Origin of the sequence: Aneurinibacillus uraniidurans (genome assembly GCF_028471905.1) — a bacterium.
GTDB classification, from domain to species: Bacteria; Bacillota; Bacilli; order Aneurinibacillales; family Aneurinibacillaceae; genus Aneurinibacillus; species Aneurinibacillus uraniidurans.
In genome coordinates this window covers 2147791-2160940 of sequence record NZ_CP116902.1, presented here as the reverse complement: position 1 = coordinate 2160940, position 13150 = coordinate 2147791, and the positions used below count along the sequence as shown (strand labels likewise).

8 protein-coding genes are annotated in these 13150 nt (G+C 51.6%); 6 read left to right on the top strand and 2 right to left on the bottom strand.

Going from position 1 to position 13150, the window contains the following annotated elements; translation table 11 throughout:
* The first annotated feature begins 1 nt into the window (after position 1).
* From addA to PO771_RS10785, 3 genes are read left to right on the top strand one after another with little or no spacing between them, the layout of a single operon-like run.
* A complete protein-coding gene (gene addA / locus PO771_RS10795) occupies positions 2-3793 on the top strand; it encodes a helicase-exonuclease AddAB subunit AddA (protein ID WP_272559682.1) in 3792 nt (1263 codons plus the stop codon).
* A gap of 14 nt (positions 3794-3807) precedes the next feature.
* Entirely contained in the window at positions 3808-4974 is a 1167-nt protein-coding gene (locus PO771_RS10790; RefSeq protein WP_272559681.1) for an exonuclease SbcCD subunit D, read from the top strand.
* A 2-nt stretch (positions 4975-4976) separates the two neighbouring features.
* The gene (locus tag PO771_RS10785; RefSeq protein ID WP_272559680.1) at positions 4977-8405 is read left to right on the top strand and encodes an SbcC/MukB-like Walker B domain-containing protein; all 3429 of its coding nucleotides are present in this window, start codon (positions 4977-4979) and stop codon (positions 8403-8405) included.
* A gap of 29 nt (positions 8406-8434) precedes the next feature.
* Here PO771_RS10785 and PO771_RS10780 read toward each other — a convergent pair whose 3' ends face one another.
* Complete coding sequence (locus PO771_RS10780) at positions 8435-9151, bottom strand: 3D domain-containing protein (protein ID WP_272559679.1); 717 nt, start codon at positions 9149-9151, stop codon at positions 8435-8437.
* A gap of 132 nt (positions 9152-9283) precedes the next feature.
* Here PO771_RS10780 and PO771_RS10775 point away from each other — a divergent pair, with 132 nt between their 5' ends.
* The gene (locus PO771_RS10775) at positions 9284-9535 is read left to right on the top strand and encodes a YqkE family protein (RefSeq protein WP_272559678.1); all 252 of its coding nucleotides are present in this window, start codon (positions 9284-9286) and stop codon (positions 9533-9535) included.
* Positions 9536-9599: 64 nt separating this feature from the next.
* Here PO771_RS10775 and PO771_RS10770 read toward each other — a convergent pair whose 3' ends face one another.
* Positions 9600-10112, bottom strand: coding sequence for a DUF309 domain-containing protein (locus PO771_RS10770; RefSeq protein ID WP_272559677.1), 513 nt, complete (start codon positions 10110-10112; stop codon positions 9600-9602).
* A 194-nt stretch (positions 10113-10306) separates the two neighbouring features.
* Here PO771_RS10770 and PO771_RS10765 point away from each other — a divergent pair, with 194 nt between their 5' ends.
* Together PO771_RS10765 and PO771_RS10760 are read left to right on the top strand one after the other, a co-directional pair.
* Positions 10307-11242 (top strand): PD-(D/E)XK nuclease family protein, encoded by a 936-nt coding sequence (locus PO771_RS10765; RefSeq protein WP_272559676.1) that lies wholly within the window; start codon positions 10307-10309, stop codon positions 11240-11242.
* A 20-nt stretch (positions 11243-11262) separates the two neighbouring features.
* A complete protein-coding gene (locus PO771_RS10760; RefSeq protein WP_272559675.1) occupies positions 11263-13137 on the top strand; it encodes a DUF2334 domain-containing protein in 1875 nt (624 codons plus the stop codon).
* The last annotated feature ends 13 nt before the right edge of the window (positions 13138-13150 follow it).

Here is a 13150-nt window from a genome sequence, read left to right as displayed (position 1 = left end):
TATGGAGATGGAGAAACCGGTTGGAAGCACCTGGACCGATGAGCAGTGGTCCGCAATTGCCGCTCGCGGTTCGCATATTCTCGTCGCAGCAGCGGCGGGTTCGGGAAAAACAGCGGTGCTAGTTGAACGCATCATTCGCCGGATTGCGGATGAAAGTGATCCGATCAACGTCGATAATCTGCTGGTTGTGACGTTCACGAAGGCAGCGGCCGCTGAGATGCGGCAGCGGATCGGCGAGAAGCTGGAAGAAGCGGTACGGGAGCAATCATCGCTTTACTTGCGCCGTCAGCTTGCCCTTCTGCCGCGTGCATCGATTATGACCTTACACTCATTCTGTATGGAAGTATTGCAGCGCTACTACTATTTTATTGATCTGGACCCATCATTCCGCATCGCGGATGAGACGGAAGCGCAGTTGTTGCGGCAAGAAGCGCTCGATGGGCTATTTGATGAGCAGTATGTAGCAGAAGATACATGGTTTTTCCGGCTGGTGGACAGCTATGCGACGGACCGGGGGGATGAGGCGCTGCAAGCGCTTGTGCAGCGGCTGTATGATTTTGCTCGCAGCCATCCTGACCCCGATCAATGGTTGCATGATATGGCGGCGATGTATGAGGCCCGTACACCGGAGGAGTTTTATGAGCAGAAATGGTTCCAGGCGCTTACGCGTGATGTGCAGCTCGAACTTGCAGGCATCGAGGCGCTGCTTACACGGGCCGTGGATTTGGCACAGGAGAACGGGGGACCTGCTCCTTATCTAGCTAATCTTACCCCAGAGCTGACGATGGTGCAGGGATTGATCGCAGCCAGTGAGCGGTCGTGGGCTGAATTGGCAGACGAATTTGCTGCTGCTGTGTTTGGCCGCTTGAAGGCATGTCGGGGCGATCAATATGATGCGACTCTTGTGCAGAAGGCAAAAGATGTGCGCGAGCTGGCCAAGAAGCGGCTGGAGAAGTTGCGCGGTGAATTGTTTGCCATGACACTCGAGGAACAATTTGTGACCAATCAGGAATTGTCACCGCTGATCGGCAAGCTCGTGGACATCGTCCAGACATTCGGTATGCGATATGCGGCCTTGAAAAAAGAAAAAGGGCTGGTTGATTTTTCGGATTTGGAGCATTACTGCTTGCAAATTTTACGTGCCCCGGATTCTAAGCCAGGCGAGCTTGCACCATCGGCGGCAGCGCTTGACTACCGGGCGCAGTTCGGGGAAGTGCTGGTCGATGAATACCAGGATACAAACGGTGTGCAGGAAACGATTGTGCGCCTTGTCTCACGCAGTGGAGACGGTGAGGCGGGGAATCTATTCATGGTGGGGGACCCCAAACAGTCGATTTATCGTTTCCGATTAGCGGAACCCGATCTGTTTTTGTCGAAGTACAAATCATTCCAGCCAGATGGCACCGGGGGTGGGCGGCGAATTGATCTGGCGAAAAACTTCCGCAGCCGCCAGGAAGTGCTTGATGGCGCGAACTTTGTGTTTCACCAGATTATGAGTGAGGATGCAGCAGAGATTGATTACGATACGAAAGCCGCCCTTGTATTTGGATTTGAGAATTACCCCGAGATGGATGGACTGGATACATCGGTAGAAGTAATGCTGATTGATCGGCATGAAGCGGATGCAGAGGAGGCGTCATGGACGGACGATGACGAGTCGGATGTAGAAGAGACAGCCTCCGATGTGCTTGATACGGCTGAACTTGAGAATGTTCAGCTCGAAACAAGGTTGATCGCCGAGAAGATCAAAAGCATGATTGCAGCTGGTCATCAGGTGTATGACAAGCAGACAAAAGCAATGCGAGCGATGCAGTATCGGGATGTTGTCGTACTGCTGCGGGCGACAAGCCAGTGGGCACCTGTTATGACAGATGAATTCAAAGCGCTGGGCATCCCGGCGTATGCGGAGCTTGCGACGGGATATTTTACAGCGACAGAGATTGAAGTGATGACTTCGCTGCTTCATGTGATCGATAATCCGTATCAGGATATTCCTCTTGCCGGTGTACTGCGTTCCCCGCTCGTCCAGCTGACAGCGGAAGAGCTGGCGAACATTCGACTTGCCGATAAAAATGGGGCGTATTACGATGCGCTGCTCGCTTACGTACAGATGGAAGAAGCGGATCCGGTGCTTCGCACGCGGCTTACGTCCTTTCTACAAAAACTTGAAACATGGCGGACGAAAGCGCGGCAGGGAGCGCTTTCGACTTTGATCTGGGATGTGTTCCGGGATACCGGCTTTTACGATTTTGCGGGCGGGCTTCCGGGCGGCAAGCAGCGGCAGGCGAATTTGCGGGCGCTGTATGATCGGGCGTGTCAGTATGAAGCGACTTCCTTCCGTGGACTGTTCCGCTTCCTCCGATTCATGGAGCGCATGCAGGATCAGGGCGGCGACCTTGGAACGGCGCGTTCGCTTGGCGAGCAGGAAGACGTGGTACGCATCATGACGATTCACAAAAGCAAAGGGCTGGAGTTCCCGGTTGTGTTTGTGGCCGGGCTTTCTAAGCAGCATAACTTTATGGACTTGAACCGAGCGTTCCTGCTGCATAAAGACTTAGGCTTCGGCCCGAAATACATTGATCCTGACCGACGCATTAGCTTCCCATCTTTGCCGTATGCGGCACTGCGCCGCCGGATGCGGATGGAGCAGCTAGCTGAAGAGATGCGGGTGCTGTACGTAGCGCTAACACGGGCAAAAGAAAAGCTCATTTTAGTTGGAACGGCGAAAAATTTGCAGGCATCAATTGAAAAATGGACACAGCTGATGGATACCCCGCACTGGAATCTGCCTGCGTATGAGCTGGTGGCTGGCAAAACATATCTGGACTGGATTGGCCCTGCTCTCATGCGTCACGATGCGGCAGATGGATTGCGTGATGCCATTGACTGTGCGGAACGTCCGCCAGCCGATATCGCAGCTCATCGGTCGCGCTGGACGATTACATGCCGCACAGCCTCGTCGCTTCTGGCAGGAACATCTGCGGAACAGGAAGAGCGGACAGAGCTTGCGCGTGCGGTGCAGAATGGTGAGCGAGTATCCGTATCAGGTGGACATGCGGCTGACGTTGTGGCACGCCTGACGTGGAAATACGATCATGAGGCGGCGACCGTATTTTTGCCGAAGCAATCTGTATCTGAACTAAAGCGGCGCAAGCAAGCCGCACTTGAGCAGCAGGAAGCAGGATGGCAAGCACCGGCGTGGATGCCGGGCCTGTTCAAAAGTGATGTCGCCCCACGCCCGCAGTTTCTTACGAGAAAAGAGCTGAATGCAGCGGAACGGGGAACGGTGATGCATACGGTGCTCCAGCAGCTGCCGCACGGCATCGAGCCGGATGAGGGACTTATTCGGGAATTTATTGACCGGCTTGTTGGACGCGAGTTGCTGACAGAGACAGAAGCGAATGGGATCGATGTCGGACTGATCGTTTCATTTCTCACTAGCCCGATTGGACAGAAGCTGCGCACGCATGAACCGGCGCGTGTATACCGTGAGCAAGTGTTTACTCTCTCGATTCCGGCGCGGGAAGCGTACGGGGAAGAATGGCCGGCAGCGGAAGAGGAAAGCGTGCTTGTACAGGGCGTCATTGACTGCCTGATTGACGAGGGAGACGGCTGGATTGTGCTCGATTATAAGACGGACCGCACAGAAGGGCTTACCGATGAGCTGCTGCTGGCGCGTTATCAAGAGCAGCTGACGTACTATGCCCGGGCGGTCGAACAGATTACAGGTGGATCGGTCAAAGAGAAAGTTTTGTACTTTTTAGATGGTGGCCGTACCTTGTACGTGCCGTAGGAGAGGGGGAGAACATGAGAATCCTGCATACAGCCGACTGGCATCTTGGCAAAACATTGGAGGGACGCAGTCGCCTGCCGGAACAGGAAGCGTTCATTGATGAACTGTGCGGCATAGTTGAGGAAGAATGTATTGATGTGCTGCTATTGGCAGGGGACGTATTTGATACGGTTAACCCGCCATCTGCGGCTGAGCAGCTGTTTTACGACAGCATGGCGCGTCTGGCAGATGGCGGAAAACGAAAGGTCATTGTCATAGCAGGCAATCACGACAATCCAGACCGGCTTGCCGCTGCTCATCCGCTGGCAGCGAAACACGGCATTACACTGCTTGGACTGCCGACGGCGGAGATGCTGTCGGTAGCCGTGCCGCGTACGGGAGAAGAGGCTCGTGTATTTGCCCTGCCGTATCCGTCTGAATCACGCCTGCAAGTGCTGCTTGCTGAGAGCAGTGAAGAGGAAGTATTACGTCGAGCGTATGATGAGCGCTTGGCGCATTTGTTTACAAAGCAAAGTGCGTATTTCACACCGCATACTGTTAACCTGGTGATGAGCCATTTGTATGTGCTCGGCAGTTTTGAAAGTGAATCCGAGCGTCCGATTCAAGTAGGCGGTGCGTATACGGTATCGGCTACGACACTCCCGGAGGCAGCGCAGTATGTAGCACTTGGTCATCTGCACCGCCCGCAGGAGGTAGCAAAAGCGCCGACCCGCGCTCGTTATTCCGGCTCGCCGCTTGCCTACAGCTTCTCGGAAGCTGGGCAGGCGAAGTCGGTAACGATTATAGATGTTGCACCGGGCGCTCCGGCTGACGTGAGCGAGTTGTTTTTATCAAGTGGTCGTCCGCTTGTAAAATGGAAGGCACGAGACGGCATTGCTGAGGTATACCGCTGGATTGATGAAGGACGAGATGCGAACGCATGGATTGATCTGGAGGTGCATGTACCGGATACAATTCCGCTCGAAGATATCCAGAAGCTGCGGCGCCTGCATGGAGGAATGATTGGCATCCGTCCGATTTATCCGGATATGCAAGAAACAGCAGAGGCGATGGAGCGTCGTGCTAGCCTGCCGATTGACGAATTGTTCCGCCGTTTTTATAGTCGGCAGACGGGTGGTGCGGTGCCGGACGAAGAGACGGTGAAGCTGTTTATGGAAGTATTGGAGGAGAAGGAGGGGTAATTATGCGTCCGATTCATTTAAAGCTGGCTGGGATTAATAGCTTCCGAGATGAGCAGGAAGTTGATTTTGCCACGCTGTGTGAAGGTGGCGTGTTCGGGATTTTCGGTCCGACCGGAAGTGGAAAATCTTCACTCCTAGATGCGATTACCCTCGCCTTATATGGAAAAGTAGAACGTGCCTCGGGCGGTACGCAGGGGATTATGAATCAGGCAGAAGACCAGCTAAGCGTGGCATTTACGTTTGAACTTGGGAGTGCGGACGGCGCTGCGCGGTATCGGGTGGAGCGCCGCTATAAGCGGGTGGATGATGTGAAGCTGCGAACCGCAACCTGCCGTTTTATTAAGATTGAGGAGGACGGTGAAAAAGTACTCGCAGGTAAAGAGCGGGACGTCACCCAGTGTGTTGAAGACGTTCTCGGTTTGACGGTGGATGATTTTACTCGCGCTGTTGTGCTTCCGCAGGGGAAATTTGCTGAGTTTCTTTCTCTGAAAGGCAGCGAGCGGCGGCAGATGCTGCAGCGCCTGTTTCATCTGGAGCAGTATGGAGACGGGTTGAATACAAAGCTGAAACGACGAACTGCCGAATCACGTGGGAAGATCGCGGAATTAGCCGCTGAACAGCAGGGGCTAGGGGATGCTTCTGCAGAAGCCGTACAGGCGGCAGCAGCACGAAGCAAACAGGCGACAGCAGGTCTCGTGCAGGCGGAAGAGGTGAACAAGGCGGCAGAGGCGGCACATGAAGAAGGCAAGCGAGTTTGGGAGCAGCAGGCCGAATACAATGAAGTAAAGCGTCGTATCGCCTTACACGAAGCAGATGCTGAACGAATTGATCAACTGGCAGAACAGCTTGCACGGGCCGAACAGGCAGAGCGAATTCGTCCGTACTATGAGGAACGTCTTCGCGCGACACGCGATGCAGAAGTGGCACAGGAAGAAGCAGCGTGTGCCCAGGACATTCTTGCAAAGCAAGAGGCGCTATACAGGCAGTCCGAAGCTGATGCACAGACAGCTAGAGAACGCCAGCAGGCGGAAGAGCTGGGCTGCACGGTTCGCATCGCGCAATTAAAGCAGGCCGAAGAGTTAGAAGAAGAGGGAGCTCGCCTGCAGACTGCGATCCAACAAGCCGATGCTGCTCGAACGGATCTGCAGCAGCAACAAGCAAAAGCGAAAGAGTTAGTAGATAGTTCAGAAATACTGCGTATAAAAGCAATAACAAAACAATCAATCCTACAAAAAGAAATTCAAGAAAAAACAATCAAACATGAAAAACGCCAGCGTATCACGCAGGCGGTCCAAGAAAAGCATATTCTGCAAACACGACAAAATCAGCTTAGAACCGCGCAGCAGGAACGCGAAAATAGTGAACAGCGCATGGTAGAAGCACGGCGAAAAGTTGAGCTCGTTCGTAGTGCATGGAGTGATTTGCAGCTGCGCTCGCGTGAAGTGCTGCTCGATGTTCAGACGCTGTACGATACGATTCATCGTACGAATCAGGATGTACGGTATATGGAGGGGCTCCTTGTACAACTGATGTCCGAACTTCGCAGTGCTGCTGTGCAGGAAACGAGGCGTGCTCTGGCGATACAGCTTGCGACAGAACTGAAAGAGGGAGAAGCATGTCCGTTATGCGGCTCATCGAACCACCCTCATCCGATCCAGTCGAAAACTGAAACAACAACGGTACATACCGAAAAGCTGATTGCCGAGCTAGAAGCAGCGCTTTTGCGTGCGCGTACGGTACAGCATGAGAGTCATACCTTTATGTATCGATTGGAACAACTGGCCGATAGTTTGCAAGAAACAAATGAAGCTGACAGTGAAATTGCTTGTGCTCGACAATCACAGAACCATATGGAAATGAAGCTTGAACCACAGGCTGATGCAGATGCAAATGTAGCGCAGCTGCTTGCCGCATTGACCCGAACAGAGGAACAACTGGCACAGGCGAAAGCACAGGCAGAAACGTGTGAAACAGATGGGAAACATCTCGTTATCCAGCGCTCCCGTCTTGCAGAACAAATGGTGCAAGCGCAAACTGCATACGACGTAAGTATTCAGCAAGCAACTGAACTGCAAGGCAAGGAACAGGAACTTCATAAACAGGTAGAGGAATCCCGTATGCAATGGACCGAGCGCTTCGGTGAATGGATACTCGAAACCGTTGAGCAGGAAGCCGCACAAATTGCGGCGTGGGATGCAGAGGTGGAACAGCTGCGCGAAAGGCTGGCACGCAGCGTACCGTTTATTGAAGAGAAAGAACAGGAAATCAAAGCGGGTCAGGAAAAACTTGCAGCGTGTGATCGGGAGCTAATCCGACTGGAGACAGAAACGGCTAGCATGAGGGCGAACTGGGAGGAAAAAAATAAACGCCTGCAGCAGATTGCAGGCGGTGTGCAGGCAATCGTACAGCGACAGGAAGTCGAGCAGGCACTGCACCGTCTGCGAGAAGCTGTGCGAATCGCTGATATACGTGCCAGAGAACAACAATCTGTTCTGCGTGAGGTTGAAAAACGAAGCAGTGCGGCCCAGCAAACAAAGGAGCTTGCGACGGCGCGTAAGACAGAAGCGGAGCAGAAATGGGCTACCGCTCTTTCACGTACTGCATTTGCAAGTGAAGCGGATGTGGCGGCAGCGTTCACATCAGAAGAGACGCGTGCAACCTGGGTTCGTGAACTTACTGATTATCGGGATACAGAAAAACAGCTAGCCAATGAGCGCCATCGGCTGGCGGTACTTCTTGACGGACGCCACATGACAGAAGAGGAATGGAACAAGTTACAACAAACATTGCAAATCACCCGAGAACAAGCAGCAGAAGCCGCCCGGGAGCAGGCGCGAGCTGCGCGTGATCTTGAGGATGTGGAGCAGCGTCATACACGCTGGCAGGCACTTGAAGAGGAACGAATCCGCCTACAAGAAACACTAAACCGGCTGAATGCCTTGCAGACGGTATTCCGTGGCAACGGGTTTGTCGAGTTCATTGCAGAAGAACAGCTCATGCAGGTCAGTCAGGAAGCATCGGTTCGACTTGGTAAACTGACACGCCGCCGCTATGCCATTGAAGTCGATTCAAGCGGCGGGTTTGTCATGCGGGACGATGCGAATGGCGGGGTACGACGCCCGGTGACAACATTATCCGGCGGGGAAACCTTCCTGACATCTTTGTCACTTGCGCTTGCGCTGTCTGCACAGATTCAGCTGCGCGGCGAATATCCGCTAGAGTTTTTCTTCCTGGATGAAGGGTTCGGGACACTGGATCAGGAATTGCTTGATACGGTCATTACAGCATTAGAGAAGCTTCATACCGATCGCTTATCGGTCGGCATTATTAGCCATGTGCCCGAGCTTCGCGCCCGCCTGCCGCAGCGCCTGATTGTTACCCCTGCGGAACCGTCCGGGCGTGGAAGCACGGTACATCATGAAGTGCTCTAAGAGAGTAAGCGAACAATCAGTCAGCACAGCTAGCGAGGCTTTCGTTTGCCATCGCCCCATTTGACGATGTATACATCAAGATGGCGACGACCGAATGCGTTCACTTGTGCCATATTAGACATAAACACATCGATTTTGTTTCCTTTGATGGCCCCACCCCGGTCATATACAGTCCGGTAGCCGATGCCTTCAATGTATAACACCGTTCCATACGGAATATGGCGACCTGCTGCAACCGTAACACCTGCTTTTGCACGATGTCCGCTTGCTGTAATTCCATAGTCCGGATGGCGCGACGTTTTTCCGGTTTCACTTAGCCCGTTCGTATACGCGGAGATATTGCCGCGGAACTTTTCTGCGTATTGTTTAGGAGTCTGGCTGTTGGCTGTGATTGTGCGTTTCTGCGTGCTAGTTGTAGACGTAGGAGGAGACGTTGCTGTTTTTAAAGGAATTTCGTTACGTTTCCTCTGGACAGCGATTGAAGGGATGCGCTTCGGTGTCGAAACGGACAGAACGGTTGGCGCTGACTTTTTTGACACCATAAGCGGGGTAGATACGGGAGGAGAGGCAGGATGGGCCAAAAACGGATTCGGAAGAAGATCAGCGGATGAGGCTGATTGCTGGAGTTTCTCACGCGACGGCGTATGCGATAATGGGGTTGTATGGGTGTCCAGAAACAAAGTACACACGGGTACCAGTAGAACAATGATCCAGTACGAAATTAATCTTCTAACAAAAGTAAACATGTGCTAGCTCCTTTCGTCTGCATACAAGGCTACAGAATGGATTTGGATTTCACCGGTGATTATGTACATGTATATGCATGGACGAGACTAATAGAACTACAAAATTTGTAAATAGAAGGGAATGAATGTCGAATGGCGAAACAAAAACGAACAGGCGGACAAGTATCGAAGCCTTCTGAGGAAGGAGCAACTTTGAAAGACTTGCTTGGAAAAGGAACGCTCGATAAATTAAAAGATATGTCGCGGACGATGCGGGAGGAAGAGGAAAAAAAGCGTGCAGCAGCAGTAGAGCAGCAGCGTGCGGAACAGAAGGCGCGGGAGAAAAACAAGTCATTTTCTGAGCTGCTAGATGAAAGTAAGCTCGATTGGAAAAAATTCAAATAAAAATAATTGTTTGAGATAAACTAACCCCGCCCACATGTAAATGGGCGGGGTTAGTTATGAAAGGTTATTCGCTCTGGTTGCGCTTGGTAAGGCGGCGATTTCGTTCCGCGATAACATCGCTGCGGTCGCGCAGCTTATGCTTATGGATGAGAAAGGTATCAGAAAAATCCGTAGCAGACAGCCAGTGAATCCCTTCTGCTGCGCACCGTTTTTCACATCGTGCGGCTAACTCCAGGTGTAGCGGAAGATTCAAATCGGTATACGACATGCCCGCTTCGATATCGAGCACGCGTTTGCTGATCTCGTTTCGAAGAGCATCTCCTGCAAAGCCGAGCTGCTCTAATTCTGTAGGTGCAAGCTGGGTGAGAGCCGCAGTCAGCATTTTCTTGGCACCTGCCAGATTACCGCGCCGCTGATGATACAGTCCGACCGCAATCTGAATAAGACCGACCCATACATCGCGATTTTGGTCCGAGTCAAGACTTTTCCAATATTCTTCTAGAACTTCGTGGCATTCAAAATAATCACGTTTTGCGTGAAAATAAACAAGATAGTCTAGCAAAGCTTTTGGTGTCATATATGTGTCCTCGTATATTTTAGAAAATCAAGTACAATAGATTATGCAAAAATAGAGGAAATATAGGGATCACTGACAAATACTACTAGTGAGATTTATCCGTGTATGCCCCATCCTATATTTCATATGATTATTATACCGGCTTTTTGGCTCTGGACAAGAAACCGGATGCTCCAGCAGAAAGGAGAGAAGACATGGCATACCAGACTTCACCTTATCCAGAATGGTCATGGTCGCTTTCGCGCGATCATATGTTTCATACGTGCAAGCGTCAGTACTATTACCATTACTATGGTGCGCATGGCGGGTGGCTGATGACTGCATCGGATACCGCCCGCACCGCTTACCGGCTTAAGCAACTGAAGAATTTATATATCCTGCTAGGAGATGCCGTCCATACGGCTGCTCAGAAGCTCCTTGATTTACGGGAGACGCAGCAAGCGTATCCAGATGAAGCAGCGGTAAACCGTTTTCTACGCCAGTCACTGAATCAAGCATATGTCGAATCAAAAAAGAAGGATGAATGGTGGGCATACCCGAAGCAATATACGATGTTACACGAGATGTATTATGAAGGAGAGCTTGCTCCCGCTCGTGTAGAGGCTATCGCTGCCCGGATGCCTGTATGCGCCCATGGCTTACTGGAAAGCGACACGTGGCGGGAACTTGTGAGAGATCAAACGTGCACCATTGTAGAAGTAGAGCAGCTTAATCACATTACGATTCATGATACAAAAGTATATGTCAAACTGGATGCCTTGTATCGCCGCCCGGATGGCATCTGGGTAATTGCGGATTGGAAGACCGGCCGGATTAGCGAAAAAAATCGCGAGCAGCTCTGGCTATATGCCCTGTATGTGAATGAATGCTATGGGGTTCCGCTTGAGCAGATCGAGGTACGGACTGAATATTTACTGGACGGAATATGCGATCGAACGGTGCCGAATGAAGAAGAGCTTGATATAATCGCGCATAAAATTCGTGTCAGTACGGAAAGCATGAAGCAGTATAGTGCAGATGATTACTATAATCGCCCACTCACGGAAGAATCCTTCCATGGTGTGGGAGAGCCGTCTACCTGTATCATGTGCAACTATCGCCAAATCTGCCCGGCTGCCAAGCTTGGATAGTCGAAAACCAGGGGGAATGTATGAAAAGATGGGGGCTTATTCTACTGCTTATCGCAGTCCTCGCAAGCCCGTTCCCATCGATTGGGCGCACGAATGAACTGCCAAACTACAGCAAAGGATATGCACTTCTCAGGCTGGAGGATATTACACCGGGAAGCCCGTATCGATCGCCAGAGGAACTGGGACGGCTGCGAGCGGTATTTACGTACTTGCAGGAACAGAACGTCCCATTTTCTGTAGCGGTCATTCCACGAGCGGTATCCATAGGAGGGGACGGTTCACGTTATGATCACGGGTTTGATGATGAGAAGCCAGCGGAGAATGTTCGCCAGTTAGCTCGCCTGCTTCGGGATGCACAGGCGAAGGGGGCGGTGCTTGGCATGCACGGCTATACGCATCAATACGGTGACCGTTCACTTCCAGATGGAACTCAAAATACAGGCGTTGGATTTGAGTTTAATGTAGCGGGTGTCCCGGATACAAAAACAACATCATATGCTGCAGAACGAATCGAAAAAAGTTTGCGGGCATTTGACCGTGTTGGACTTGTTCCGGCATTCTGGGAATCGCCCCATTACACGGATACACGGGCACAGGAAGAAGTATTTCGCTCGTATATGGGAATCTTATATCAGCCTGATTTTCACTCGCTTGTTTCGTTACGGGATATGAATGTGTATGAAACAACCAATACATACCACAAGGAAACGGCCGGTTCTGTGTATGTGCCTGCACCTCTGTCGTATGTGCATGCCGGTCATTCATCGGCTACGATCGTCAAAAAACTTCAGACGTATAAAGGGCTTGCCTCGCTGTTTTATCATCCATATCTTGAATTCGGACATATGGAGCCGGTCCATCATTCAGATGGTACACCGGTTATGCAAGATGGCCTGCCGCTCTATCGATACCGTGCCGGAGAAACATCGGGCCTACAGCAGCTTGTAGCCGGTGTGCGAAAAAGCGGGTTTACCTGGATGTCGCTTCATGAGGTTGTGCCGTTTACGCCAGCGCATCGCCTGTCGCTGTCGGGTGCGCCTGTACACCTGATGACGGGAGATGTTACGGGGAGCGGGTTCGCTTCGCTTGTCATAGACGATGGATCAGCGATTTACGTACAGATGGGGGACTTCCGCTGGCCGCGTAATCGTAGTCAGCCGGATAGACGTTGTTTTCTGAGGCACGCTTTTGGATCGGACGAGATTCTTACTCTCGCAGATATAAGTGGAGATGGACGAAAAGATTTGCTTTCGTATGATCGTAAATCTGGTCGCACGGCTGTTTTTGAATCGACTGGAACTTCTTTTGCCAAGGCACGTGCATATGGTCAACTTCCACCTGAGGGGGTAGCTCTTCTAACAGGAGACTTTGATGGAGATGGGCATGAAGATGTGCTCTGGCAGAATGCAACGAGTTGGAAGCTTATGCGCAATACAAATGGGCAATTTACAGTCGGACGAACCGGTACGATAGCGGCAGATGCGGTCCTTTTGACAGGGGATATTGACGGGGATGGAGTAGATGAATGGATGGAAGTATCATCATCTTCTCACATGGTGCATATTTTTCGAGATAGAAGAGATTTTAAAACAAATGGTATTGCTTTAAAATCTTGTGATCAGTGGAAGAATATACAATGGTTGACTGGAGATACGAACGGGGATGGGAAATGTGATCTGATCGCATATGACCCCGCAAGTGGTCTCTGGGATGTATGGCAGAGTACAGGTTCTTCGTTTACGAAACTTCTTCCGACATACGGGCCGTGGGCACGCGGGGGAAGCATGGCGCTGTGTGCGGATTTTGACGGCAATGGCCGTGCCGATATCGGCGTCTGGGAGACAAAACATCAAGGGGTAGACATCAGTCTTTCTTTTCAACCAAACAAGCGGTAAAAAGATTAGGAGG

What these genes read in the sequence shown, in the direction of transcription:
- PO771_RS10780 (WP_272559679.1), bottom strand. Translation starts at nt 9,151, where the DNA reads ATGTTTACTTTTGTTAGAAGATTAATTTCGTACTGGATCATTGTTCTA.
- PO771_RS10770 (WP_272559677.1), bottom strand. Translation starts at nt 10,112, where the DNA reads ATGACACCAAAAGCTTTGCTAGACTATCTTGTTTATTTTCACGCAAAA.
- PO771_RS10760 (WP_272559675.1), top strand. Translation starts at nt 11,263, where the DNA reads ATGAAAAGATGGGGGCTTATTCTACTGCTTATCGCAGTCCTCGCAAGC.
- PO771_RS10790 (WP_272559681.1), top strand. Translation starts at nt 3,808, where the DNA reads ATGAGAATCCTGCATACAGCCGACTGGCATCTTGGCAAAACATTGGAG.
- PO771_RS10775 (WP_272559678.1), top strand. Translation starts at nt 9,284, where the DNA reads ATGGCGAAACAAAAACGAACAGGCGGACAAGTATCGAAGCCTTCTGAG.
- PO771_RS10765 (WP_272559676.1), top strand. Translation starts at nt 10,307, where the DNA reads ATGGCATACCAGACTTCACCTTATCCAGAATGGTCATGGTCGCTTTCG.
- addA (WP_272559682.1), top strand. Translation starts at nt 2, where the DNA reads ATGGAGATGGAGAAACCGGTTGGAAGCACCTGGACCGATGAGCAGTGG.
- PO771_RS10785 (WP_272559680.1), top strand. Translation starts at nt 4,977, where the DNA reads ATGCGTCCGATTCATTTAAAGCTGGCTGGGATTAATAGCTTCCGAGAT.